Here is a 25,678-nt window from a genome sequence, read left to right as displayed (position 1 = left end):
ATGACTGCTCCCTGAAACTGTCAGGGAGCCAACCGCGGAACCTCGCGCGGGTTCCTAAAGGATCAACCCGCCATCGACGATGATGGTTTGTCCGACGACGTAGGACGCGAGCGGCGAGGCCAGGAAGAGCGCGGCGCCGGCCATGTCGGCGGGCGTGCCGAGACGCTTCAGCGGAATGCGCTCGAGCGCGCCTTCCAGCCGCTTTGGATTCGCCGTCGTCGCTTTGGTCATCTTGGTGTCGACAAGGCCTGGCGCGATGCCGTTGACGCGGATGCCGCTCTCGGCCCAGGCTTCGCCAAGCGTGCGGGTCAAGCCGACCGCGCCGGTCTTCGAAGCGTTGTAGGCCGGATTGCCCATCGTGGAATGATAGGCTGCGGTTGAGCTGACGATGATCAGCGATCCCCTGGCTGCGCTCAGCATCGGGTGGAATTTCGTGGCGCAGGCCATCAGGCTCATCAGATTGACTTCGATCACCCTGCGGAAGCCTTCCATCTGGAATTCCCCGCGGCGGTAAATCACCGCGCCCTGCGCCAGCACCAGCACGTCGAGCCGATCGAACGACGGCGTGAGGTTCTCGATCGCCTGCGGATCAGAGACATCGAGCTGCGCATAGGCAAGGCCGTCGAGATGCGAGCCCTCCGCGGAGGAATAGTCGCTCGCCTGCGCGCGGGTGCCGTACACGGCAACGTGCGCGCCCTTGGCGCGGAAGGCCTGCGCGATGCCGTTGCCGATGCCGCTGGAGCCGCCGACCACCAGGACCTGCTTGCCGCCGAAATCGAGTTCGTTCATCGCGTTCCTCTCTCGTGCTGTTTTCTTGATTGAGCATGATCCTTTTCGAAAAGCCAACGCAGAACTTGTGTTGACGCGCTGCACGCGTGCTGGATACGGATCAGCGGTTTGACGTCTCTCTCGATCGGTGCCAGCGTCGTCGGTCTCGCAACACGCAAAAAACAATAAGGGAGGTCCATAATGTCCGAATTCAAGCAGCTGAGCCGTTCGGTGAAGGGCCTCACCGTTCTCGTCACGGGAGCAGCCAGCGGCATGGGCCGCGCCACCGCGCGCGTGTTCGCCGATGAGGGCGCCAATGTCGCGGTCACCGACCTGACCGAAGACGGCACGCAGGCGGTGGCCAAGGAGATTTCCGCAAACGGCGGCTCGGCAAAGGCCTGGACGCTCGACGTCAGCGATCGCGACGCCATCACCCGTGTCGTCAACGATGTCGCCGCGCATTTCGGCGGGCTCGACATCATCGTCAACAATGCCGGCATCTCGGTGCGCGTGGCGATCGACGATCCTGGTTACGAGGACGCCTGGGCCAGGGGCATCGCCGTCATGCTGACGGCGCATCCGCGCATCATCCGCGCTGCACTGCCATACCTGCGCAAGTCGCGCTCGCCGCGCATCGTCAACATCGCCTCCACGGAAGCTCTGGGTGCAACAGGCCTGCACAGCCCCTACTCCGCGGCAAAAGGCGGCGTCACCAGCCTGACCCGCTCGCTCGCGGTGGAACTGGGGCGCGAAGGCATTACCGTGAACTGCATCTGCCCGGGCCCGATCCGCACAGGGATCACCGACCGCATCTCCGAGGAGCACAAGACGATCTACGCCAAGCGCCGTACCGCGCTCGGCCGCTATGGTGATCCCGAAGAGATCGCGCACATGACGCTGAGCCTGTGCCTGCCCGCCGCATCGTTCCTGACCGGCGCCGTGATTCCCGTCGACGGCGGGTTGATGGCGCGGAATGCCTGACCCGCGTCCGGCCTCGAAGCGTTGACAGGCTGCGTCTCCGGAGTAGCCTTCGCGTCAAACGAAGCGGGACAACCGCCCGCGAGATACGGGGAGATACGCCAATGACGGTCCTGATCCGGCAGCTTCACAAGCACTTCGTCGGCGAGGTCTCCGGCGTCGATCTGCGGAAGCCGCTGACGAAGCAGGAAGCCATCGACATCGAGGCCGGCATGGACAAATACGCCGTGCTCGTCTTCCACGGCCAGGACATCACTGACGAGCAGCAGATGGCGTTCGCGCTGAACTTCGGCGAGCGCGAGAACGCGCGCGGCGGCACGGTGACCAAGAAGGAGGACTACCGCCTCTCCTCCGGGCTCAACGATGTCTCCAATCTCGGCAAGGACGGCAAGCCGCTGCCGAAGGATCATCGCACCCACCTGTTCAATCTCGGCAACTGCCTGTGGCACTCCGACAGCTCGTTCCGGCCGATCCCGGCGAAATTCTCGCTGCTGTCGGCACGCGTGGTCAACCCGAAAGGCGGCAACACCGAGTTCGCCGACATGCGCGCCGCTTATGACGCGCTCGACGACGAGACCAAGGCCGAGATCGAGGACATGATCTGCGAGCACTCGTTGATGTATTCGCGCGGCTCGCTCGGCTTCCTCGACTACACCGACGAGGAGAAGGAGATGTTCAAGCCGGTGCTGCAGCGCCTGGTGCGCACCCATCCGGCGCACGGCCGCAAGTCGCTGTACCTGTCCTCGCATGCCGGCGCCATCAGGGGGATGAGCATGCCGGAGGCGCGGCTCTTACTGCGCGATCTCACCGAGCATGCCACGCAGCCGGAGTTCGTCTATGTGCACAAATGGACGGTGCATGACCTCGTGATGTGGGACAATCGCCAGACCGTGCACCGCGTCCGCCGCTACGACCAGTCGCAGCCCCGCGACATGCGCCGCGCCACGGTCGCCGGCACCCAGCCGACCGTGGCTCAGGAAGCGGCGGAGTAGCGCGGACACAATAATAGCTGTCGTCCCGGCGAAGGCCTTGCGAAAGCAGGGACGACGTTTGGGAAGACAGCGTCGCGCGCTACGCGTGGCCGGCGTCGTTGGACAGCATACCGGCCTCGATGCCGATCTTGCGCAGGGCGCGCGCGTATTTCTCGTCGACATCGGCGCCGAAAATCAGTTCCGGGTCGGCATCGCAATGCAGCCAGCCATTGTGCTGGATCTCGTTCTCGAGCTGGCCCGGCGCCCAGCCGGCATAGCCCAGCGCGAGGATCGCGTGCTTGGGACCGGCGCCCTTGGCGATCGCCTTCAAAATATCGACGGTCGCGGTGAGCGAGATGCCGTCGTCGATGTTCAGCGTCGCATCCTGAATGTAGAAGTCGCTGGAATGCAGCACGAAGCCGCGGCCGGTGTCGACCGGGCCGCCCTTCATCACCTTCATCATCTCGGCGTTTTCCGGCAGCTGGATCTGGTCCGACTTCTGGATGATGTCGAGTTGCACCAGCAGGCCGGGGAAATCGATGCTGCCGGCCGGGCGGTTGACGATGATGCCCATCGCCCCCTCGGAGGAATGCGCGCACATGTAGATCACGGAGCGTTCGAAGCGCGGGTCGTTCATGACAGGCATCGCGATCAGCATCTGGCCATCGAGATAGCCATCTTCGGTGGCATGGGGACCGACGGCCGGGCTTCCGCCGGCGGCGGTCTTGCGAGACTTGCCTGTTTTGCCTTCAGGGCGCATCCACAAAGGCCTTTCCTGCTGATTTGGCATCCTGATATTGGGTCGCCGTTCTGTCAATCAACCTTCGGCCGCAGTGCGGCGATGCATCACAAGCAATTCAATGGTTTGCAACGAAAGTTGCAGGTAAAGACGTCTCATGACCGTCACAGTTCCCGTGCGTGCCGCATTTGCCGTTGCCGCCATGTTTTCCGTCGCATCCGTGGCAGCGGAGGCCCGCGCCGACGACGCCTCGCCGTGGCAGCAGGACACGCATTCGGCGGTCAGGCTGCTGGCGGGATCGCGCAGCGGCGCGGTGCTGCTCGGCGGCATCGCCTTCCAGTTGCAGGACGGCTGGAAAACCTACTGGCGCACGCCGGGCGATTCCGGTGTGCCGCCACGATTCGATTTCTCCAAGTCGGACAATGTCGATGCGGTCACGGTGATGTGGCCGGCACCGCGCCAGTTCGACGACGGCGCCGGCGGCACCTCGCTCGGCTACAAGCATCAGGTGGTGCTGCCGCTGCGCATCGTCGCCAAGAATCCCGACAAACCGCTGGTGCTGCGCGCCGACATCAACTACGCGGTGTGCGAGAAGCTGTGCGTGCCGGTGGAGGCGAAGGCCGAGCTCGCATTCGCTAGCGTCGCCTCGACCGAGGACGCAGCGCTGTCCGAAGCGCTCAACGCGGTGCCGAAGCCTGCCAATATCGGTGATCCCATCCCGTTCACGATCCGCGACGTCAAGCGCGACGGCAACAACGTGCTGGTCGATGTCACCGCGCCCGAGTCGAAAGACCTCAGCCTGTTCGTCGAGGGACCGACGCCCGACTGGGCGCTGCCCGTGCCGAAGCTCGTCGAGCACGCGCCGCCGGGTGTGAAGCGCTTCTCGTTCGAGCTCGACGGCCTGCCGCCGGGCGCCAAAGCGGACGGCGCCGCGCTGAAACTGACGTTGGTCGGCGGCGACAAAAGCTACGAATTCAACATCAATTTGAACTGACGCTGGCCTCTCCGATCGTCGTGCTGGCGAAAAGCCAGGACCCATACTCCGCGGCGGCTATTTGAGGCAGGCTGGCTAGGGACACAGCGTGCTCCCAAACTGACTTTTGTGGTTATGGGCGGCCCAGGCTTTCGCCAGGACGAAGGGAACATCCGTCACCCAACCCAATCTTAACGTTTCGTTGATAGATCGGGGCCATTGCCGCCTTGCGGCGCTTTAGGAATTTTCCGCCTTGGCTGTGATGGAAACACAACCCGCAACCTCTGCGCCATCGGGGCCGGCCGCACGCTTGCGCGACCTTGCCGCGCGCCTGCTCGGCGGCACGAAGGAGGCGTCGGTCACCAAGCGCCTCGCCGGCATGATCTTCGTCATCCGCGTCGTCAGCGCCGCCATCGCCTATCTCGCGCAGATCCTGCTGGCGCGCTGGATGAGCGGCTCGGACTACGGCATCTATGTCTATGTCTGGACCTGGGTATTGCTGCTCGGCAGCACGATGGACTTCGGCATCGCGCCGTCCTCCCAGAAGATCATTCCGGAATATCGTGCGCGCGGCGACCTCGCCGCGCTGCGCGGCTTCCTCTCCGGCGGCCGCTGGGTGGTGCTTGCCGCCTCCAGCACGGTGGCGTTGCTGCTCGCCGGCGTGATCCATTTCGCCTCGCCCTGGATCGATCCCAACGCGGTCGTGCCGCTCTATATCGGCTGCCTGACATTGCCGCCCTTCGTGGTCGCCAATACCCAGGACGGCATCTCGCGCGCGCATGACTGGATGCAGCTCGGCCTGATGCCGCAGTTCATCGTGCGGCAGGGGCTGATCATCGCGCTCACCGCCGGCGCGCTGGCGCTCGGCCTCAATCTCGGGGCGACGGCTGCGATGATCGCGAGTGCCGCAGCCGTGTACATCGCGGCGATCGGCCAGATGATCGTGCTGAACCGCCGCCTCAAGGCCCATCTCGGCGCGGGCGAGAAGACCTACGACCTCAGGGGCTGGTTCGCGATCTCGCTGCCGATCATGCTGGTCGAGAGCTTCTATCTCTTGCTTGGCTACACCGACGTGCTGATGTTGCAGCAATTCCGCTCCTCCGAGGAGGTCGGCATCTATTTCGCCGTGGTGAAGACGCTGGCGCTGGTGTCGTTCGTGCACTACGCGATGTCGGCGACGACGGCGCATCGGTTCGCCGAATACAACGCGCTCGGCGACAAGGAGCGGCTGTCGGCCTATGTCGCACACGCCATCAGCTGGACGTTCTGGCCCTCGCTGCTCGCGACCATCGCCCTGCTCGCATTCGGCAAGCCGCTGCTGTGGCTGTTCGGCCCGAAATTCGTCGACGGCTACGGTATCATGTTCGTTGCCGCGATCGGACTCGTGGTGCGCTCGGCGATCGGGCCGGTGGAGCGGCTGCTGAACATGCTCGGCCATCAGAGCATCTGCGCCACCGCCTATGCGGTGTCGTTTTTCATGAATGTCGGGCTCTGCATCGCGCTGGTGCCACGCTATGGCGGCATGGGCGCAGCCGCCTCGACCTCGCTGTCGCTGACCTTCGAGACCATCCTGCTGTTCGTCGTGGTGCGCTCGCGGCTCGGGCTGCACGTGCTGGCGTTCGGGAAACGGCGGTCGGCGCCGTAGCATTGCCGGGCCGGATGCCTGACCGCCCGCGGCGATCATCAGGTCGAAAGAAAAAGCCGGCCCTGATCCAATCAGGGCCGGCTTGTTCTTGGGCCGACAAATCCCGCCGGAAAACTACTCCGCGGTCCAGCCGCCGTCGATCGAGAGGTTGGCGCCGGTGATCTGCGCGGCATCGTCGCCGCACAGGAACAGCGCGAGGGCTGCGACCTGCTCGGAGGTGACGAACTCCTTGGTGGGTTGGGCGGCGAGCAGCACGTCCTTGATGACCTGCTCCTTGGTCATGTTGCGCGCCTTCATGGTCTCCGGAATCTGGTGCTCGACCAGCGGCGTCCAGACATAGCCAGGCGAGATGCAATTGCAGGTGATCTTGAACTGCGCGAGCTCGAGCGCCGCCGTCTTGGTAAGGCCGGCGATGCCGTGCTTGGCCGAGACATAGGCCGACTTGAACGGCGAGGCGACCAGCGAGTGCGCCGAGGCGGTGTTGATGATGCGGCCCCAGCCGCGCTTCTTCATGCCGGGCACCGCGGCGCGGATGCCGTAGAACGCCGACGACAGATTGATCGCGATGATCGCTTCCCACTTCTCCGGCGGGAATTCCTCGATCGGCGACACGAACTGGATGCCGGCATTGTTGACGAGGATGTCGACCGAACCGAAGGTCTTCTCGCCAAGCGCGATCATGTCGGCGATCTCGGCCGGCTTGGTCATATCGGCCGGCGAATGCACGGCCTTTACCTTGAAGTCGGTCTCGATGCCGGAACGCTCCTTCTCGATGTCCGCCGGCACGCCCATGCCGTTGAGCACGATATTGGCGCCGGCGCCGGCGAAGGCGCGCGCATACGCCAATCCGATGCCGCTGGTCGAGCCGGTCACAACGGCGGTCTTGCCTGTCAACGTACCCATTGCTCTTCGCTCCTATTTGCTTGCGGGGGGTGTGGGTTCATCCCCCGTGAGATCGTAAGTCACCATGGTTTCCCCGGACTGCGGGCGTTCTAGCCATTCTTTGTGACGCATCGACAAATGCACGTCGCGAACGCCCGCGCCCCAATGCTCGACCATCGCAACATGGGAGAAGTCGTAGTCCTTCGACGAGGACTCGTAATTCTTGCTCTTGTAGATCAGGTGAACCACCGTGACGGTGTTCTCCTTGGACGCCTTGCGCAGCAGTTCGACCGACGGATCGTTCTTCAGGTAATCGGGCAGCTTGCCGATCAGGTCGCGCACCGCCATGCGCGCGTTGTGGATCTGCCTGTTCTTGTCGGTGTTCATCCGCGTCCGGCTGGAATAGCGGATGTCCTTTTCGCGCTCGGCGGCCTCCAGCAGCGTCTCGGGCAACGGCCCGCGCGCGCTGAACAGGTCGACCTGGAAGATCAGGAGATCGCGGCTGGTCTCCTCATCGAGCACGAAGTCGAGCGGCGTGTTGGAGGCGATGCCGCCGTCCCAGTAATGCTCGCCCTCGATCACGACGGCGGGAAAGCCCGGCGGCAGCGCGCCCGATGCCATGATGTGTTCGGGGCCGATCCTCTTGCCGAGCTTCTTGAACTCGTAATTGTCGAAATAGCGGAAGTTGCCCGAGGTGACGCCGACCGCGCCGACCGACAGCCGCGTCTTCAGATCGTTGATGCGATCGAAGTCGACGAGACGCTCCAGCGTCTTCTTCAGGGGCGCGGTGTCGTAATAGCTCAGCGACTGCGAGCTGCCGGGCGGCCACAGCGGCGCCGGCGGAATCCGCGGCGTGAAAAACCCGGGCACGCCGAAGGTCGCGATGATGGCGGCAGAGGTCTCGTTGAACAGCGAGCGGGCGCGCTCATGTTTGGAGACCGGATTCCACGGCACCGGCGCCGACACCATCTCCCAGAATTCCTTCAGCCGCGGCACGCGCTGGTCCGGCTCGTTGCCGGCGATGATCGCGGCATTGATGGCGCCGATCGAGATGCCGGCGATCCATTCCGGCTCGAAGCCTGCATGGCAGAGCGCCTGGAAGGCGCCGGCCTGATAGGAGCCGAGCGCACCGCCGCCCTGGAGAACCAGCACCCGCTGCGCTTGCGCCGGCGTCGAGCCGGGCGCGGAATCCGAAGTATCCATTCGTAACCGTTCGGTTCAAATGACTTGAGGCCGCACCGTGGCGGCTGTTCGCAGCGGCGTCAATCAACGAGAAGCGGAAGGGAGTTCACGCGGAATTTATCGCGGGTCAGGTTGCCGCCAAAATGAGCGTCCAGAACACCTTGTATTTGGTATTCGGAGCATAGACGGCCGCGATGCCCATTTTTGTGACACCGCTCTTCAGCATATTGGCCTTGTGCGGCGGTGAATCGCGCCAGCCCGAAAAGGCTTCCGCCAAGGTGTGATAGCCGGCCGAGATGTTTTCGACCGCGACGGTTGCCGGGTAGCCCCCGGCCTCCAGCCGCTTGCCGAGCGGGGCCTTCACATCATGGTCCATCTTGTTGCGGGCGGCCATCGCCTGCGATTGCTGCTCGGCGAGCCTGGTCAGATCGGGATCGACAACGACGGTGCCGAGGCCATTGTTCTGGCGGTACTGCGAGAACATGATCGCAGCCGCCTGGCTGTCCAGCACGGCGCCGGGCTGCGCCATGTTGAGATACATGGCCGGTTCTTCCGGGATTTTGGTCTCTGTGCCGCAGCCGGCAAGCACCAGAAGCCCGAACAGGGCGACCGTCGTCCGTTTCACTACTGAAAACCCCCAAGGTTGGCCCGCCGTTGTTGCATACCAACCGTGGCTGAATGGTGAACAGGGGCTAACTTTTGGCCATCAATAGCCACCGATCCCCAGGCTACGAGACTTTTCAGGGGGGTGTTTGAAGCAGCGTTTGGGCGTTACCCCTGGGCGGCAAATATCCGGTAGCGGCGGGGCTGCAGCGAGACGATTTCGCCGGCCTGCAACTCGCGGTCGCGAGGGGCGTCGATCTCGATCACAGTCTTGCCCTCGCTGCCGGCGAGGGCCACCTCGGCGCGCTGGATCGGACCGAACGAGCGGACATGCCGGATGGCGCCTTCCAGGGCCCCGGTTCCCGCCGGACCGACCGCCATGTCGTGGCGGCGGACGAACAGCTTGGCCGCGCCGGACGCGGCGCCCAAGGCGGGAATGTTCAAGGGACGGCCGTCCAGCCGCACCGCGTCGCCGGCCACGTCGACCGGCAGCACGATGGATTCGCCGATGAAGCCGTGCACGAAGGCGGTCGCCGGATTGTCATAGACCTCGCCGGGCGAGCCGATCTGCTCGATCTTGCCCTTGTCCATCACCACGACGCGGTTGGCGACTTCGAGCGCCTCCTCCTGGTCGTGGGTGACGAAGATCGAGGTGACGTGGATCTCGTTGTGCAGCGAGCGCAGCCATTGCCGGAGCTCCTTGCGCACCTTGGCGTCGAGCGCGCCGAACGGCTCGTCGAGCAGCAGGATCCGCGGCTCGATCGCGAGCGCACGCGCCAGCGCGATGCGCTGCCGCTGGCCGCCGGACAATTGGCTGGGATAGCGGTTGGCGAGCCAATCGAGCTGCACCAGATCGAGCAGGTTCTTGACGCGGGCGCGGATCGTCGCCTCGTCCTTGCGGATCGCGCGCGGCTGCACGCGCAGGCCGAAGGCGACGTTCTCGAACACCGTCATGTGGCGGAACAAAGCATAGTGCTGAAACACGAATCCGACCTGGCGCTCGCTGGCGCCGCGCGAGAGCGCGTTCTCGCCGTCGATCGCGACCTCGCCGGCGTCGGGCCAGTCGAGCCCTGCGATGATCCGCAGCAGCGTCGTCTTGCCGGAGCCGGACGGGCCGAGCAGCGCCAACAGCTCGCCATCGGCGACCTTGAGATCGACATTGTCGAGCGCGGCGAAGCTGCCGAACCGCTTTACGATATTCTTGACTTCAATCGCCATCGGGCACCTCTGCCTCGTCGAGCCGCCGCTCGAGAACGGTCTTCGCCACCAGCGTGATCAGCGCCAGCATCGCCAGCAGCGATGCGATCGCGAACGACGCCACGAACTGATATTCGTTGTAGAGAATCTCGACCAGGAGCGGCATCGTGTTGGTCTCGCCGCGGATGTGGCCGGAGACGACGGACACCGCGCCGAACTCGCCCATCGCGCGCGCGTTGCAGAGCAGAACGCCGTAGAGCAGGCCCCATTTGATGTTGGGCAGCGTGACGCGGAAGAAGGTCTGCAGGCCGGAGGCGCCGAGCGAGATCGCCGCCTCCTCCTCCTGGGTGCCCTGCTCCTGCATCAGGGGGATCAGCGCGCGCGCCACGAACGGGAAAGTGACGAAGATCGTCGCCAGCGCGATACCGGGCACCGCGAACAGGATGTGGACGTTGTGCGCCTGCAGCCATGGACCCAAATAGCCCTGAGCGCCGAACAGCAGCACGAACACCAGACCCGAGATCACCGGCGAGACCGAGAACGGCAGGTCGATCAGCGTGATCAGGAAGGTCTTGCCGTTGAATTCGAATTTCGAGATCGCCCAGGCCGCTACCACGCCGAACACCAGGTTGAGCATGACCGAGATCGCGGCGATCAAGAGCGTCAGCTTGATCGCGGCGAGCGCCTCGGGCTCGGCCAGCGCCGCGAAATAGGCGACGACGCCCTTCGATAACGCCGAGGCAAATACGACGACCAGCGGCAGCACCACGAAGACGCTGAGGAAGGCGATCGCGAGCGCGATGATGATGAGGCGGATCGGACCCGGCTCGGTGCGCGGATTGCGCAGCGTGGTGACCGGCTCGGTACGCGCGACATCGAGCCGCGGCGCAGGCGCTGCGACGCTGACATCGGTCGCGGGCGCGTAGGTCCGCAGCTGTGTGGTCGAGGTCGCCAATCCGGTCTGCATCGACATATCCTGAGACCTCAATGCACGGGGATGCGGGCTTGCGCCCAGCGCTGCAGGCGGTTGATCAGGAAGATGATCAGGAACGAGGCGACCAGCATCACGACTGCGATCGCGGTGGCATCGGCATAGCGGAATTCGGACAGCCGGATCACGATCAGGAGCGGCGCGATCTCGGACACGTTCGGCAGATTGCCGGCGATGAAGATCACCGAGCCGTATTCACCGATGGCGCGGGCGAAGGCGAGCGCAAATCCGGTGAGCAGCGCCGGGATCAGGCTCGGCAGGATGACGCGAAACACGGTGTGCCAGCGATTGGCCCCAAGGCTCGCCGCCGCTTCCTCGATCTCGGGATCGAGATCGATCAGCACCGGCTGCACCGTGCGCACCACGAAGGGAATGCCGATGAAGATCATCGCGATGAAGATGCCGATCGGCGTGAACGCGACCTTGATGCCGAGCTCGGCGAGCGGCGCGCCGAGCCAGCCCTTCTGGGCGAACAGCTGCGTCAGCGCGACGCCGGCGACCGCCGTCGGCAGCGCGAACGGAATATCGACGATCGCATCGAACAGCCGCCGGCCCGGAAAGCGGTAGCGCACGAGCGCCCAGACGATGATGGTGCCCGTCACCAGATTGACGCAGGCGGCCGCAAACGAAAGCCCAAACGAAATCTTCAGCGCGTTCAGGGTGCGGCGGCTGGTGACGATGCTCCAGAATTGATCGAGACTGAGCTCGAAGGTCTTGAGGAACAGCGCAGCCAGCGGAATCAGGATGATGACGGAGAGCCATGTCAGGGTCAGTCCCATGGTGAGACCGAACCCCGGCAGGGTGCTGCGCCTTGCAACCGCTGTGCTCACATATCCCCCTGTTCGACCCGGGCTAGATCACGCTCAGTTCTTGTAGATCTGATCGAAGATGCCGCCCTCGGCGAAGTGCTCCTTCTGCGCCTTGGTCCAACCACCGAAAACGTCGTCGATGGTGAAAAGTTCGACCTTGGCGAAGGATTTTTCGTACTCCTTGGCGATCTCCGGATCGCGTGGCCGGTAAGAATTGCGCGCGGCGATCTCCTGGCCTTCCTTGGTGTACCAGTATTTCAGATAAGCCTCGGCGACGGCGCGGGTACCCTTTTGATCGGCAACCTTATCGACGACGGCGACCGGCGGTTCGGCCAGGATCGACTGCGGCGGCGCCACGATCTCGAACTTGTCCGCACCGAATTCGCGCAGCGCCAGGAAAGCTTCGTTCTCCCAGGCGAGCAGCACGTCGCCGACGCCGCGCTCGACGAAGGTCACGGTCGAGCCGCGCGCGCCGGTGTCGAGCACCGGGACGTTCTGGTAGAGGTCGGCGACGAATTTCTTCGCCTTGTCGGTCGAACCGAACTTCTTCTGCGCGTAGCCCCAGGCAGCCAGATAGTTCCAGCGCGCGCCACCCGAGGTCTTCGGGTTCGGCGTGATCACGGCAACGCCGGGCTTGATCAAATCATCCCAATCCTTGATCCCCTTGGGATTGCCCTTCCGGACCAGGAAGACGATGGTCGACGTGTAGGGCGAGGCGTTCAGCGGCAGCCGCTTCTGCCAATCAGCGGCGATCAGGCCCTTGGCTGCAATCGCGTCGATGTCGTAGGCCAGCGCCAGGGTGACGACATCGGCCTGCAAGCCGTCGATCACGCTGCGCGAGGACGCACCCGATCCGTTATGCGACTGTTTGATCTCGACGCTCTTGCCGGTTTCCTTCTGGTAGGCCGCGGCGAACGCCTTGTTGAAGTCGACATAGAGTTCGCGCGTCGGGTCGTAGGACACGTTCAGCAGCGAATAGTCGGCCGCAAAGGCCGAGCTCGCCCACAATAATCCCGCGACCAGCGGCAGCAAACGACGGATCATTTCGGTCTCCATTCAACCTGAGAATGTCAGGGAACAAACAAGACATAACTCACGGCGAAGTGGCTTTAAGTCAACGAAACCGGTTTTCTTTGTTTTCGGCGGCGCAGCGCGCTTGTGCTACGAAGCCGCTGCGCTGCGAAGGCTTTGTCGCGTCGCTCGATTGCGATGGATGATCATCGCGATCGAGCCCCTAGCGTCGTGCCCTACGACATCTTCATTGTATGGATGCCGCATTCGGTCTTGCCGCGGCCGCGCCAGCGGCCGTCGCGCGCATCCTCGCCGGCTGCGGACCGGCTCGAGCAAGGCATACACCCGACCGACTGATATCCCGATGCGACAAGTGGATGCGACGGCAGTCCGCCGAGCGCGTAGATCGCCTCGATCTCCTCGCGCGAGACGTTGGCAAACGGATTGAATTTCAGCCTGACGCCGTCGTCCTCGACGACCGGAATATCGGCACGGGCACCGCCCTGGAAGCGCTTGCGGCCGTTGATCCAGCCGGCGAACGGCTTCAACGCGCGCGCCAAGGGCTCCACCTTGCGGATGCGGCAGCAGGCGTCGGGATCGCTGAACCACAGCTCGCGGTCCGGATCGAGACGCGACAGCGCCTCTTCGTCGGGCTTGATCGAGCGCACGTCGGTGAGGCCAAGCGTCTTGATCAGCGTGTCGCGATAGGCCAGCGTCTCCTCGAACAGCCAGCCGGTGTCGAGGAACACCACCGGGATCGCCGGATCGACATCCGCCATCACCTTGAGCAGCGCGGCGGACTCGGTGCCGAATGACGACACCAGCGCCAGCTTGTCGCGGCCGACCGTCTTCAATGCGGCGGCGATTATCTCGGCGGGCGATGCCTTGCGCAGCGCGCGATCGAGCGCATCGGCCGCGGGCAATGCGGCCGGCGCCACTGCGAGCTCTGGTGCAAGTGTGTTCACTGGCCGGCGCTCTCCGAGTGACGCAGCTGCATGCGGCGGTTGAGTGCGGTGACGCGGCCGTCGCCGGTCGGCTGGTAGAACACCGAATAGCGCTTCATGGTCGCGGCGAACGCATCGGCGTCGGCGTCCTTCTTCACCTCGAAGGCGTCGAAGCCGGCGCGCGCCATGAACACGAACTGGTCGCGCAGGATCTGCCCGGTGGCGCGCAGCTCGCCATCATAGCCATGGCGCTCGCGCAGCAGGCGCGCCTGGCTGTAGGCACGGCCGTCGCGGAAGGTCGGGAACACCAGCGCGACCGAGGCCAAACGATCGAGATGCGGCACCAGTTCGTCGAGGCTCCGGTTGTTCGGCCAGATCACGCCGACCTTGCCGGTGCGGCGCAGCAGCGCCTCGGGATCGGCGAGAAAGCGCTCGGCCGTCACCAGCACCGCGCCGTCGCCGGGCAGTTCGGCGCCGTCGGCGACGTGGACGAACAGGTCGGTCGTGATTCTTCCCTGCTTAACGAGTGGCATAGACCCGCTCCCTGATAGGCTCGACGCCCAGACGCTTCACCGTATCGACGAACAATTCCTCGGGACGGTCGCGCAGCGCGAGATAGGCTTCGACAATGTCTTCGATCACGTCGGCGACTTCCGCATAGGGAACGGCCGGGCCGATCAAGGTGCCCAACTGCGCGTTCTCGTCGGCGCGGCCGCCGATCGTGATCTGGTAGAACTCCTCGCCGTTCTTCTCGACGCCGAGAATGCCGATGTGGCCGACATGGTGATGGCCGCAGGCATTGATGCAGCCGGAGATGTTGATGTGCAGCCGACCGATCAGATCGGCGGTGTCGTGGTTGGCGAACCGGCGCGTCAGCTCCTGCGCGATCGGGATCGAGCGCGCATTGGCCAGCGAGCAGTAGTCCAGCCCCGGGCAGGCGATGATGTCGGTGACGAGGTTGACGTTCGGCGTCGCGAGGCCGAGGCGGTCGAGCGCCTTGAACAGGGCCGGCAGGTCGCGCTTGGCGACGTGCGGCAGCGCCAGGTTCTGCTCGTGACCGACGCGGATCTCGCCGAACGAATATTTGTCGGCGAGGTCGGCGACCGCATCCATCTGCTCGGCGGTGGCATCGCCGGGCGGACCGCCGACCGGCTTCAGCGAAAGCGTCACGATCGAATAGCCCTGCACCTTGTGCGGCGACACCGAGTTCTTGCGCCAGCGCTCGAACAGCTTGTCATGCGCGGCCTGCTTCAGCTCGTCCGGCATGTGCGGCAGCTTTTCGTAAGCCGGATAGGAGAACCGCGAGCGCACCTCCTCGATGGCGGCGTGATCGAGCGTCAGCCCGACATCGCCCATCGCCTTCCACTCCTCCTCGACCTCCTTGGCGAACTTCTCGATGCCGAGCTCGTGCACCAGGATCTTGATACGTGCCTTGTAGATGTTGTCGCGGCGGCCGTACTGGTTGTAGACGCGCAGGATCGCCTCGATGTAGCTCAGGATATCGCGGCCGGGGACGAACGGCTTGATGGTCTTGGCGATGAACGGGGTGCGGCCGAGGCCGCCGCCGACCAGCACCTCGAAGCCGGTCTCGCCGTCGGCGTTCTTGTGCAGGCGAAGCCCGATGTCGTGGATCTTGATCGCGGCGCGGTCGTGCTCGGCAGCGGTGATCGCGATCTTGAACTTGCGCGGCAGGAACGAGAATTCCGGATGCAGCGTGGTGTGCTGGCGGATCAGCTCCGACCAGATCCGCGGATCCTCGATCTCGCCCGGCGCGACGCCGGCCCACTGGTCCGAGGTGACGTTGCGCATGTTGTTGCCGGAGGTCTGCATCGCGTGAATGCCGACCTCGGCGAGATCGGCCAGCGCATCCGGCAGCTCGGCGAGCTTGATCCAGTTGAACTGGATGTTCTGCCGCGTGGTGAAGTGGCCATAGCCGCGATCGTAGCGGCGCGCGACATGGGCGAGCCGGCGCAGCTGCTTCGACGACAGCGTGCCGTAGGGGATCGCGACGCGGAACATGTAGGCGTGCAGCTGCAAGTACACGCCGTTCTGCAGGCGCAGGATCTTGAATTCGTCCTCGGTGAGCTCGCCGGAGAGGCGGCGCTTCACCTGGTCGCGGAATTCCGAAACACGCTCGTTGATCAGCGTGCGGTCGAGTTCGTCATAAGCATACATGTTCGATAAGCCTTACGCCGGCGCGCCTTACGCGGGAACCTGGAGATCGATGGTGACGCCCTTGGCGCGGATGTGTTCGCGGAGGTTGCCCGGCTTGACCTTGCCGCCATCCTTGAGCTCGACCGGTGCGATATAGGGCCCGACCGCGCCGAGGTCGTCGGCGGTGGCCTCGGCCAAAAGCGCGCGGGCCTCGTCAGACGTCGTCACGATCGCGGAGTCGGAGAGTTCGGTGGACCAGCCGTGCTTGGCGGTTCGGTACACGACGGCACCATCCCAGGTCCGGTTGGCGGTCACCACCGAGGGGCCGGTGATCCTGATTTTCTTCTGTTCGAGCGGAGAGGTCATTCGGCAGCTTTCAGCAGTTCGGAGAACATCTGGTTGGAGAACAATTGGGTGACGTTGGATCGGCCCCACGGCGCGGAATGCGCGACCACGTCGCCGATGATGAGAACGGCGGGACCGCCATCGACCTGTTTGACCAGCTCGGGCAGCCGCGCCAGCGTGCCGACCGCCGCCTTGGCGTCCGGCCGCGTCACGCGCGCGAACACGCCGACCGGCGTCTCGGGCGAGCGGCCCGCGGCCAGCATGCGTTCACGGATCGCGGGCGCCGCCGTCATGCCCATGTAAACGACGACGGTCATCTTCTTGTCTGTCAGCACCGACCAGTCGACGACTTCGGCATCGCGCGCCTTGTGCGCGGTGAGGAAGGTGATGCGCAGGGCCTCGTGCCGGAAGGTCAGCGGCACCTCGAATTGCGCGGCCGCGCCGAGGCCGGCGGAGACGCCGGGAATGATGGAGTAGGCGACGCCGGCGTCGCGCAGCGCCTCGATTTCCTCGCCGCCGCGGCCAAAGATGAAGGGATCGCCGCCCTTCAGCCGCACCGCACGCTGACCCGACTGCGCGGCCTCGATCATCAGGCGGTTGATCGCGTCCTGGCCGATGCCGGGCTTGCCGACACGGCGGCCGACCGGAATCCGCGTCGCATCGCGCCGGATGCGGTCGAGAATTTCAGGTGACACCAATTCGTCATGGAACACGACGTCGGCGTCCTGCAGCGCGCGCAGCGCCTTCACGGTGAGCAGATCCGGGTCGCCGGGACCGGCGCCGACCAAGGTCACATGACCAACGGCCTTGCCGTCACGATCAGCGCCGGCGAATGCGGCGGGATCGCCGATCGCATTCAGGGCCTGCTCGGCCTCGTCCCTGCGGCCGGCCAGCACCAGCGCGCCGACGGGGCCGTCGACGATGCGCTCCCAGAAGCGGCGACGCAGCGGAAACTCTTCGATCCGCGCATGCATCGATTTGCGGAAGCGGCCGATGAAGCCGGCGAGATCGCCGATCCGCGCCGGCAGCACCGCCTCGATCTTCTCGCGGATGCGCCGCGCCACCACCGGCGACGTGCCGCCGGTGCCGACCGCGACCACGACATCGCCGCGATCGACGATCGCGGGCATGATGAAGGTGGAATGTACGAGGTCGTCCATCACGTTGACCGGCAGGCCGATCGCCTTGGCGCGCACCGACATCGCGATACCGATGTCGCCTGCGCCGGCGCAGAGCACGGCGATGACATCAGAGAGATCGGCTGTGAGCGGATCGCCCTCGGCGTGCTCGATGCGCGCGGCGTCCTCCGCCGCGATGCCCGCGAGTTCATGATTGCCGTCGGTGGCGTACCAGCGAACCGCGGCACCGGCAGCTGCGAGCAGCCGCAGCTTGGCGCGCACGAGCTCGCCCGCTCCAACGAGCAGCACCTTGCCGCTTTGCAGATCCAGAAACACCGGCAGATATCGCATCAGACACTCGCTTCCCCAATTTGGGGGTTGACTGAAATTATTTTCTATTTATCTCTCGATCAAGCCCGGCAAAGAGAAAATTATTTCTTCTCTATTGCGGCGCAACTTTAGAATTTTCAACTCCACAGGCCAAGGCCAAGAGATGCATCTTCTCGACAACGAATCCGTCGCTGCCGGAACGCGGTCCGCAGCCCTTAGCAGTGCATCTTCCGTGCCGGGGATTCCCGCCCATCAGGCGCCCCCGTCCATGGATCATCTCGATGAGCTGGAGGCCCAGAGCATCTACATTCTGCGCGAGGCGTTCGCCCGGCTGAAGAAGCTCGCGCTGCTGTGGTCGCTCGGCAAAGACTCCAATGTCATGATCTGGCTGGCGCGCAAGGCGTTCTTCGGCCGCGTCCCGTTCCCGGCCATGCATGTCGACACCGGCAAGAAGTTTCCGGAAATGTATGAGTTCCGCGATCGCTTCGGCAAGGAATGGGATCTCGACCTGCGCGTCGAGCCCTGCCCGCCGATCGACAGCGTCGACCCGACCCTGCCGCCGGCGGCGCGCTCCGCGGCGCGCAAGACCGAGGGGCTGAAGCTCGCACTCAACAAGTATGGCTTTGACGGATTGATCGCCGGCATCCGCCGCGACGAGGAGGCGACGCGTGCCAAGGAGCGCGTGTTCTCGCCGCGCGGCCTCGAAGGCGAATGGGACGTGCGCGACCAGCCGCCGGAATTCTGGGATCACTTCAACGCCTCGCCGCCGCAAGGCGCGCATCTGCGTATCCATCCGATCCTGCATTGGACCGAGGCCGACATCTGGGCCTACACCAAGCGCGAAGGCATTCCGATCATTCCGCTCTATCTCGCCAAGGACGGCAAGCGCTATCGCTCGCTGGGGGATCAGGACATCACCAATCCGGTGGCGTCGACCGCATCGAGCATCGACGAAATCCTGGCTGAACTCGAGAACACCAGGATTCCGGAGCGCGCCGGCCGCGCGCTCGACCACGAAACCGAGGATGCGTTCGAGCGGCTGCGTGTCGCCGGCTATCTCTGATCCCAGTCTGGCGTGAGTGCTCTGATGAATATGATTCTCCCCACCGCCTCGATCTCGGCAACTCCCAACGGCACCACGCGTCCCCAGGTGCGCATCGTCATCGTCGGCCATGTCGACCACGGCAAGTCCACCTTGGTGGGCCGCCTGCTGCATGAGACCGGCAGTCTGCCGGACGGCAAGCTGGAAATGCTGAAGGCGGTCAGCGCGCGGCGCGGCATGCCGTTCGAATGGTCGTTCCTGCTCGACGCGCTGCAGACCGAGCGCGACCAGGGCATCACCATCGACACCACCCAGATCCGCTTTCGCACGCGCTCGCGCGACGTCGTGCTGATCGACGCGCCCGGCCACGCAGAGTTCCTGCGCAACATGATCACCGGCGCCTCGCAGGCCGACGGCGCGGTGCTGATCATCGACGCGCTCGAAGGCGTCCGCTCGCAGACGCGGCGGCACGGCTATCTCCTGCATCTGCTCGGCGTGAAGCAGGTCGCGGTCGTCGTCAACAAGATGGACCGGGTCGATTTCAGCGCCGACCGTTTCAAGGAGATCAGCGCGGAGATTTCGTCGCATCTGATCGGCCTCGGCGTGACGCCGACCGCCGTGGTCCCGATTTCCGCGCGTGACGGTGACGGCGTTGCCGAACACACGCCGCGGATCGGATGGTACAAGGGACCGACCGTGGTCGAGGCGCTCGACGCGCTCGAGCCGGCAAGGCCGCTGGCGGAGCTGCCGCTGCGTCTGCCGGTGCAGGCGATCTACAAGTTCGACGACCGCCGCATCGTGGCGGGCCGCGTCGAGTCCGGCAGCCTGAAGGCCGGCGACGAGATCGTCATCATGCCTACGGGCAAGATCGCCAGGATCAAGACGGTCGAGAGCTGGCCGGTGACACCGGTCGACGGCCCCCAGGGCGCCGGGCGCTCGGTCGGTATCACGCTCGACCGCGAGCTGTTCCTCGAGCGCGGCGACATCATCGGACATAGCGGGCAAAGCCCGCGCGACACCCGCCGCATCCGCGCGCGGATCTTCTGGCTGCACGACAAGCCGCTGACCAGGGGCGAGCAGATCCTGATCCGGCTCGGCACCAAGGAAACCCGCGCCACCGTGGTCGCGATCGAAAAGGCGATCGATCCCGGCGCACTGTCCAACGAAGAGAACACCGCGATCGCGCGCAACCATGTCGGCGAGATCGACATCTCTCTGGCACAGCCGGTTGCGACCGATCCCTATACCGATAATCCACGCACTGGGCGCCTCGTGATCGAGGTCAACGGCCGCATCGCCGGCGGCGGCCTCGTGCTGTCGGTCGACGCCGGCCGGCCTGCGGTGCCGATCGACATCGTGCCGGTGGAATCCGCGCTGCGGCCGGACGAGCGCTCGGCGCGCTATCATCACAATGGCGCGGTGGTCTGGCTGACCGGCCTGCCCGGCTCGGGCAAGTCGACCCTGGCGCGGGCGCTGGAGCGGCGGCTGTTCAGCAATGGCGGCTCGCCCATTCTGCTCGACGGCGATACGCTGCGCGCGGGCCTCAACAATGATCTCGGGTTCTCGCCGCAGGATCGCAGCGAAAACATCCGCCGCCTCGCCGAGGTCGCGACCCATCTGGCGCGCAACGGCCATATCGCGATCGTCGCCGCGGTCTCGCCCTCGACCGCCGACCGCGCGGCGGCGCGCCGCATCGCCGACAGCGCGTTCCGCGAAATCTATGTCGCGACGCCTGCCGAGATCTGCGAGACCCGCGATCCCAAGGGTCATTACGCCAAGGCGCGCTCCGGCGGATTGCCGTCCTTCACCGGCATCACCAACGACTACCAGCCGCCGACCGGCAATGAACTGACCATCGACACCTCGAACCGCTCGGTCAGCGACGCCACCGACGAGATCGAGCGGATGCTTGCAGAGACCGGCATCCTGTTCGACGAAGTGTCCGACCTCGCGGCAAATATCTAACCTTGCTCAACTGTCGTCGTCCGGCTCGACCGGACGACCGAGTATTCCAGAGACGCCGGTGCTCAAGCGGAAAGGCCGCGGCGCACTGGATGCCCCGCTTGAAGCGGGCATGACGGCGGTGTCAAAGGAATCGGTTCGGTTGCCTATTCCGCCGCGCGGCGGCTCCCGCCCGCGTTCCGCACCATCCCCGGCGATTGCCCGGTGATACGCTTGAACGCGCGGCTGAAGGCCGCCTGCGATGCATAGCCGAGCCGCTGCGCGATCACATCGATCGGCTGGCGCTCATGCTCGATCCATTGCGTCGCTAGGCGCATGCGCAGTTCGGCAAGGTAGCGCAGTGGCGATTGCCCGGTCATCGACTGGAAGCGTTCGGCGAACAGCGAGCGCGAGCAGCCCGCCTCCGCCGCCAGCTCAGCGACAGTCCAGTTGCGGCCGGGCGCGCGGTGCAGCGCGCCGATCGCGCGGCCGAGCCGTGGATCGCGCAAGGCCTCGAACCAGCCCATCGCGGTGTCGCCGCCGCATTCGACCCAGCCACGCACGATCGACGCGGCAAGAACGTCGGCGAGACGCGCCATCACGCCGACCGAGCCGGCCCGCGGCGTGCAGGTCTCGCGTTCCATCGCCTTCAGCATCGGTTCGATTTCCGGCTGGCGCACAAGCAACGTGTCGGCCCGCATCACCTCCGGCATCAGCGCGATCAGCGGGCGCATGCCGCCGAGATCGAAATTCATGCAGGCGCTGAAGACCAGGACCTGATCGTCCTGCGGGCATCCTTCCGGGCACGCCGACGTCACATCGACATTGCCGCACAGCGTCTTGGTCTCGAAACTCTCGACGTCGCAACTCGGCTCATCCGGCCCCGAGACAAGATCATGCGCGCCGCCGCGTGGCAGGAAGATCGCATCACCGCAACCGAGCGGAAGCAGCGTCGCGTCGGCGTAACGCAGCAGTGCCGTGCCATGGGCAACGAAGTGGAATTGCGCCCGCCCGTACGGGGTTTCGAAGCGAAACCCGAACGGCGCTCGCGTCTCGACCCGACGATAGTGAACGCCCTCGAGCCGCATGCCGAGCAGCAATTCGCTGACCAGGTCGACGACGGCGTCGGTCGTATCGGCGGCGGACGATCTGGACGAACGATCAAACATTCGGGCGTTTATGGCATAGCTTGTCCAAAACCTCCAGCCTATGTCTGCGGCGGTGCAACATAAGATGGAAGTTTCGGTCAATGGATCAAGAAGTGGACCCCGCCCTGGCGCAGGCCGATGCCGTTGCGCTGATGCCGGGCGACGTCGCGCTCGGGGTTGCTGACAAGCCCGCCTGGGGCGCCGTCGTTGCCATGATGCTTGGAGTCACGGCACTGCTGACGGCGGAGTTCCTGCCGTCCGGCGTGCTGACGCCGATGGCGAGGGACCTCGGTGTCAGTCCGGGCCTTGCCGGCCAGGCGGTGACCGCGACCTCGCTCGCCGGTCTGGTCGGCGCGCTGTTCACGCCGAGACTGACGCGCAGCTTCAATCGCAAGCCGGTGCTGCTGAGCTTCTCGATTCTCCTCGTCATCTCCAACCTGCTGGTGGCGCTGGCGCCGAACATCACGTTCCTGCTGGCCGCGCGCATCGTACTCGGCCTCGCCATCGGCGGCTTCTGGGCGATGGCGGCGGCGACAACAATCCGGCTGGTGCCGCCATCGCTGGTTGCACGGGCGCTGTCGATCGTGATGAGCGGCATTCCCGCTGCGATGATCATCGCCGTTCCGCTCGGCAGCTATCTCGGCGAGGTCGCGAGCTGGCGCATCGTGTTCCTGCTCGCGACCGCATTGGGCGCAGCAGTGTTCGTCGTGCAGGCGCTTGCGTTGCCGCGTCTGGCGCCGAAGGGAGAAGCCGGGCTCGACACCCTGGTCGACATCCTGACACGGCCGGGGATCGGTGCCGGCATCCTGGCGGCAACCTTGGTGTTCACCGGACACTTCGGTTACTTCGGCTATATCCGGCCCTTCCTTGAAAGCGTGACCGGACTTGGCGCGGCCGGCGTCGCGGCGACGTTGCTGGCTTTCGGCGTCGCCAACTATGTCGGCTCCTTCGCCAGCGGGCTGATGGCCGAGCGCAATCTCAAGCTCACGCTGATCGCGATGCCGCTGGCGATCAGCGCGCTCGGCCTGCTGCTCTCGGTCTACGGCAAGGACGTCATTCCGGCGCTCGCGCTGGTCGCGCTGTGGGGCTTCGCCTTCAGCGGCGTGCCGGTCGCGACCACGACCTGGATCACCCGCATGGTGCCCGATGAAACCGAAAGCGGCACTGGACTGACCGTGGCCTCGATCTTTCTCGGCATCACCATGGGCGCAGCGGGCGGCGGCCTTGTGCTTGATGTGATGGGCGCGCCGGCCGTGTTCGTGGCGGGCGCAATTCCCCTGGTGCTCGCCGCATTGCTGATCGCCAGCAAGGTGCGGACCAGGGCGCCCTGAGCGGCACTCGGGGAAAGGGGCCTTCTCAGAGCCGTGGCTTTAAGGCTAAAAGGGCCGTGAACGCGGCCCTTTGGCGCGTTTTTTGCTGATTTCGCTCGAAAGCAGCGCCTAAACGCCCCATTTCTTTGAGAAAGCCCATCATGACTCGTGTCGATGCCCATGGATTGAAGATCGCCCCTGTCCTGTTCGATTTCATCGCCAAGGAGGCGACGCCGAAAACCGGGATCGCGCCGGACGCGTTCTGGGCAGGACTCGCCGCCATCATCCAGAAGCTCGGCCCGAAGAACCGCGAGCTGCTCGCGGTCCGCGACACCTTGCAGGCCAAGATCGACGACTGGCATCGCGCCAACAAGGGCAAGGCATTCGACATCAACGCCTACACCGCGTTCCTCAAGGACATCGGCTATCTGCTGCCCGAGCCCGCGACCCAAAAGGTCGAGACCGCCAATATCGACGAGGAAATCGGCAAGATCTGCGGCCCGCAGCTGGTGGTGCCGCTCACCAACGCCCGCTACGCGCTGAACGCCGCCAACGCGCGCTGGGGTTCGCTGTACGACGCCTTCTACGGCACCGATGCGATCCCGCATGATCCGAGCGAGACTGGCCGTGGCTACAACAAGGCTCGCGGCGACAAGGTGATCGCGAAGGCCAAGGCGTTCCTCGACGCCGCCGTGCCGCTCGCGACCGGAAGCCACACCGACGTGACCTCCTATGCCGTGATCGCGGGTCAGCTCTCGGTCAAGCTGAAGAGCGGCAATTCGACCGCGCTGAAGAACGCCGCCCAGTTCGCCGGCTATCTGGGCGATGCCGCCCAGCCCACCGCGATCCTGCTCGTCAACAACGGCATGCATGTCGAGGTCAAGATCGACCGTAGCCACGTCATCGGCAAGGACGATCCGGCCGGCGTCGCCGACATGATCCTGGAATCGGCGGCCTCCACCATTCTCGACATGGAAGACTCGGTCGCCGCGGTCGACGCCGAGGACAAGGTGCTGGTCTATCGCAACACGCTCGGCCTGATGAACGGCACGCTGTCGGCCGATTTCGAGAAGGGCGGCAAGACGCTGACCCGCTCGCTCAATCCCGACCGCGTCTACAAGAAGCCCGACGGCAGCGAGCTGAAGCTGCACGGCCGCAGCCTGCTGCTGATGCGCAATGTCGGCCACCACATGTTCACCGACGCGGTGCTCGACGCCAAGGGCGAGGAGATTCCCGAGGGTCTGCTCGACGCCGCGGTCGCCGGCCTGCTCGCGATCCACGACCTCAAGGGCAATTCCAAGGTCAGGAACAGCCGCACCGGCTCGGCCTATATCGTCAAGCCGAAGATGCACGGTCCCGACGAAGTGACGCTGACCTGCGACCTGTTCGCCGAAGTCGAGAAGATGCTCGGCCTGCCGGAGAATACGCTGAAGGTCGGCATCATGGACGAGGAGCGCCGCACCACGGTCAACCTCAAGGCCTGCATCCAGCGCGCCTCCAAGCGCATCATGTTCATCAACACCGGCTTCCTCGACCGCACCGGCGACGAGATCCACACCTCGATGGAAGCGGGTCCGATGATCCGCAAGAACGACATGAAGGCGCAGCCCTGGATCAAGGCCTATGAGGACTGGAACGTCGACAACGGCCTGCTCGACGGCCTGCCCGGCCATGCCCAGATCGGCAAGGGCATGTGGGCCGCGCCCGACAAGATGGCCGACATGTTGGCGCAGAAGATCGGCCATCCGCAGGCCGGCGCCACCACCGCTTGGGTGCCGTCGCCGACCGCAGCCACGCTGCACGCCCTGCACTATCACCAGGTCAACGTGATCGCCCGCCAGCAGGAGCTCGCCAAAGGCGGGCCGCGCGCCAAGCTCGAAGACATCCTCACCATTCCGGTGTCGCAGTCGAACTGGGCGCCCGACGATGTGAAGCAGGAGATCGACAACAACTGCCAGGGCATCCTCGGCTACGTCGTGCGCTGGATCGACCAGGGCGTCGGCTGCTCCAAGGTGCCCGACATCCACGATGTCGGCCTGATGGAAGACCGCGCCACGCTGCGCATCTCGAGCCAGCATCTGGCGAACTGGCTGCATCAGGGCGTCATCACCCGGGATCAGGTGATGGAATCGCTGAAGCGCATGGCCGTCGTCGTCGACAAGCAGAACGCCGGCGATGCGCTCTACAAGCCGATGGCGCCTTCATTCGACGGCGTGGCCTTCAAGGCGGCCTGCGACCTGATCTTCGAGGGGCGCACCCAGCCAAACGGCTACACCGAATACATCCTCACCGCGCGCCGCCGCGAGGCCAAGGCTGCGGGTTGATCCGCGAGCGATCGCAACGATTGAGCAAAGCCCCGGCGCGAGCCGGGGCTTTTTTTGGCGCCGCGCCCGCCGTCGCAGGGGGCGGCCAACCAAAATATCGAAAACAACCCCATGCACAGTAGCCGGCGGGCCCGGCAACCTGCCTCGTCGAGCATATCAGCGGTAATATTTTACTATTCCGAAATTGTGCAGCCTGTACGCGGGATGCGCCATTGGCGGCTCCGGGGGTGACGGCGTGATTGCTTTGCTTGCTCAGTGTCATCACCCGCGCAG

Annotated in this window: 23 protein-coding genes; 8 read left to right on the top strand and 15 right to left on the bottom strand. The window is 65.0% G+C overall.

What is annotated here, in order from left to right; genetic code table 11:
• Positions 1-54 precede the first annotated feature (54 nt).
• Positions 55-789 carry an SDR family NAD(P)-dependent oxidoreductase gene (locus tag AKN83_RS09570; RefSeq protein WP_050405374.1) on the bottom strand — a complete coding sequence of 245 codons (735 nt, stop codon included), beginning with the start codon at positions 787-789 and terminating at the stop codon, positions 55-57.
• Between the two features lie 180 nt (positions 790-969).
• Here AKN83_RS09570 and AKN83_RS09565 point away from each other — a divergent pair, with 180 nt between their 5' ends.
• Both AKN83_RS09565 and AKN83_RS09560 read left to right on the top strand, forming a co-directional pair.
• Positions 970-1,749 (top strand): SDR family NAD(P)-dependent oxidoreductase, encoded by a 780-nt coding sequence (locus AKN83_RS09565; protein ID WP_050405375.1) that lies wholly within the window; start codon positions 970-972, stop codon positions 1,747-1,749.
• Between the two features lie 101 nt (positions 1,750-1,850).
• Positions 1,851-2,738 (top strand): TauD/TfdA dioxygenase family protein, encoded by an 888-nt coding sequence (locus AKN83_RS09560; RefSeq protein ID WP_050405376.1) that lies wholly within the window; start codon positions 1,851-1,853, stop codon positions 2,736-2,738.
• Positions 2,739-2,817: 79 nt separating this feature from the next.
• On the opposite strand, the gene AKN83_RS09555 is transcribed toward AKN83_RS09560, so the two are convergent.
• Positions 2,818-3,477, bottom strand: a complete 660-nt coding sequence (locus tag AKN83_RS09555; RefSeq protein ID WP_050405377.1) for a YqgE/AlgH family protein — start codon at positions 3,475-3,477, stop codon at positions 2,818-2,820.
• Between the two features lie 136 nt (positions 3,478-3,613).
• Here AKN83_RS09555 and AKN83_RS09550 point away from each other — a divergent pair, with 136 nt between their 5' ends.
• Positions 3,614-4,450, top strand: a complete 837-nt coding sequence (locus AKN83_RS09550) for a protein-disulfide reductase DsbD domain-containing protein (protein ID WP_050405378.1) — start codon at positions 3,614-3,616, stop codon at positions 4,448-4,450.
• Between the two features lie 241 nt (positions 4,451-4,691).
• A complete protein-coding gene (locus tag AKN83_RS09545; protein ID WP_157113360.1) occupies positions 4,692-6,074 on the top strand; it encodes a lipopolysaccharide biosynthesis protein in 1,383 nt (460 codons plus the stop codon).
• 114 nt (positions 6,075-6,188) lie between these two features.
• Here AKN83_RS09545 and AKN83_RS09540 read toward each other — a convergent pair whose 3' ends face one another.
• From AKN83_RS09540 to cysG, 12 genes are all read right to left on the bottom strand, one after another.
• Complete coding sequence (locus AKN83_RS09540) at positions 6,189-6,977, bottom strand: 3-hydroxybutyrate dehydrogenase (protein WP_021076374.1); 789 nt, start codon at positions 6,975-6,977, stop codon at positions 6,189-6,191.
• A 12-nt stretch (positions 6,978-6,989) separates the two neighbouring features.
• The gene (locus tag AKN83_RS09535; protein WP_050405381.1) at positions 6,990-8,159 is read right to left on the bottom strand and encodes a DUF3734 domain-containing protein; all 1,170 of its coding nucleotides are present in this window, start codon (positions 8,157-8,159) and stop codon (positions 6,990-6,992) included.
• Positions 8,160-8,265: 106 nt separating this feature from the next.
• Entirely contained in the window at positions 8,266-8,763 is a 498-nt protein-coding gene (locus AKN83_RS09530; RefSeq protein ID WP_050405382.1) for a CAP domain-containing protein, read from the bottom strand.
• Positions 8,764-8,909: 146 nt separating this feature from the next.
• Positions 8,910-9,959, bottom strand: coding sequence for a sulfate/molybdate ABC transporter ATP-binding protein (locus tag AKN83_RS09525; RefSeq protein ID WP_050405383.1), 1,050 nt, complete (start codon positions 9,957-9,959; stop codon positions 8,910-8,912).
• Positions 9,949-10,911, bottom strand: coding sequence for a sulfate ABC transporter permease subunit CysW (gene cysW, locus AKN83_RS09520; RefSeq protein WP_050405384.1), 963 nt, complete (start codon positions 10,909-10,911; stop codon positions 9,949-9,951). The genes AKN83_RS09525 and cysW overlap by 11 nt, the downstream gene beginning before the upstream one ends.
• Before the next feature lie 11 nt (positions 10,912-10,922).
• On the bottom strand, positions 10,923-11,729 hold the full coding sequence (gene cysT, locus AKN83_RS09515) for a sulfate ABC transporter permease subunit CysT (RefSeq protein ID WP_083992039.1): 807 nt from the start codon (positions 11,727-11,729) through the stop codon (positions 10,923-10,925).
• Positions 11,730-11,792: 63 nt separating this feature from the next.
• Positions 11,793-12,782 (bottom strand): sulfate ABC transporter substrate-binding protein, encoded by a 990-nt coding sequence (locus AKN83_RS09510; RefSeq protein WP_050405418.1) that lies wholly within the window; start codon positions 12,780-12,782, stop codon positions 11,793-11,795.
• A gap of 203 nt (positions 12,783-12,985) precedes the next feature.
• Positions 12,986-13,714, bottom strand: coding sequence for a phosphoadenylyl-sulfate reductase (locus AKN83_RS09505; RefSeq protein ID WP_050405386.1), 729 nt, complete (start codon positions 13,712-13,714; stop codon positions 12,986-12,988).
• On the bottom strand, positions 13,711-14,226 hold the full coding sequence (locus tag AKN83_RS09500; RefSeq protein ID WP_050405387.1) for a DUF934 domain-containing protein: 516 nt from the start codon (positions 14,224-14,226) through the stop codon (positions 13,711-13,713). Before AKN83_RS09500 ends, AKN83_RS09505 begins: the two co-directional genes overlap by 4 nt.
• Positions 14,213-15,868 (bottom strand): nitrite/sulfite reductase, encoded by a 1,656-nt coding sequence (locus AKN83_RS09495; RefSeq protein WP_050405388.1) that lies wholly within the window; start codon positions 15,866-15,868, stop codon positions 14,213-14,215. The genes AKN83_RS09500 and AKN83_RS09495 overlap by 14 nt, the downstream gene beginning before the upstream one ends.
• A gap of 27 nt (positions 15,869-15,895) precedes the next feature.
• Complete coding sequence (locus AKN83_RS09490; RefSeq protein ID WP_050405389.1) at positions 15,896-16,213, bottom strand: DUF2849 domain-containing protein; 318 nt, start codon at positions 16,211-16,213, stop codon at positions 15,896-15,898.
• Complete coding sequence (gene cysG / locus AKN83_RS09485) at positions 16,210-17,661, bottom strand: siroheme synthase CysG (protein WP_050405390.1); 1,452 nt, start codon at positions 17,659-17,661, stop codon at positions 16,210-16,212. Before cysG ends, AKN83_RS09490 begins: the two co-directional genes overlap by 4 nt.
• A gap of 247 nt (positions 17,662-17,908) precedes the next feature.
• Here cysG and cysD point away from each other — a divergent pair, with 247 nt between their 5' ends.
• Both cysD and cysC read left to right on the top strand, forming a co-directional pair.
• Positions 17,909-18,703: a sulfate adenylyltransferase subunit CysD gene (gene cysD, locus AKN83_RS09480; RefSeq protein WP_050405391.1), complete on the top strand. Its 795-nt coding sequence runs from the start codon at positions 17,909-17,911 to the stop codon at positions 18,701-18,703.
• A gap of 24 nt (positions 18,704-18,727) precedes the next feature.
• A complete protein-coding gene (gene cysC, locus AKN83_RS09475) occupies positions 18,728-20,647 on the top strand; it encodes an adenylyl-sulfate kinase (protein ID WP_063695277.1) in 1,920 nt (639 codons plus the stop codon).
• A 143-nt stretch (positions 20,648-20,790) separates the two neighbouring features.
• Here the strand turns inward: cysC and AKN83_RS09470 are convergent, their stop codons facing one another.
• Positions 20,791-21,792, bottom strand: coding sequence for an AraC family transcriptional regulator (locus AKN83_RS09470; RefSeq protein WP_050405392.1), 1,002 nt, complete (start codon positions 21,790-21,792; stop codon positions 20,791-20,793).
• Positions 21,793-21,884: 92 nt separating this feature from the next.
• On the opposite strand from AKN83_RS09470, the gene AKN83_RS09465 reads away from it, so the two are divergent.
• Both AKN83_RS09465 and AKN83_RS09460 read left to right on the top strand, forming a co-directional pair.
• Positions 21,885-23,102, top strand: coding sequence for an MFS transporter (locus tag AKN83_RS09465; protein ID WP_244521942.1), 1,218 nt, complete (start codon positions 21,885-21,887; stop codon positions 23,100-23,102).
• A gap of 140 nt (positions 23,103-23,242) precedes the next feature.
• The gene (locus tag AKN83_RS09460; protein ID WP_050405393.1) at positions 23,243-25,405 is read left to right on the top strand and encodes a malate synthase G; all 2,163 of its coding nucleotides are present in this window, start codon (positions 23,243-23,245) and stop codon (positions 25,403-25,405) included.
• The last annotated feature ends 273 nt before the right edge of the window (positions 25,406-25,678 follow it).

The organism is Bradyrhizobium embrapense (genome assembly GCF_001189235.2).
In the GTDB taxonomy this organism is placed as follows: domain Bacteria; phylum Pseudomonadota; class Alphaproteobacteria; order Rhizobiales; family Xanthobacteraceae; genus Bradyrhizobium; species Bradyrhizobium embrapense.
The sequence above is the reverse complement of the archived record's forward strand: the minus strand, read 5'-3'. Positions and strand labels throughout refer to the sequence as shown.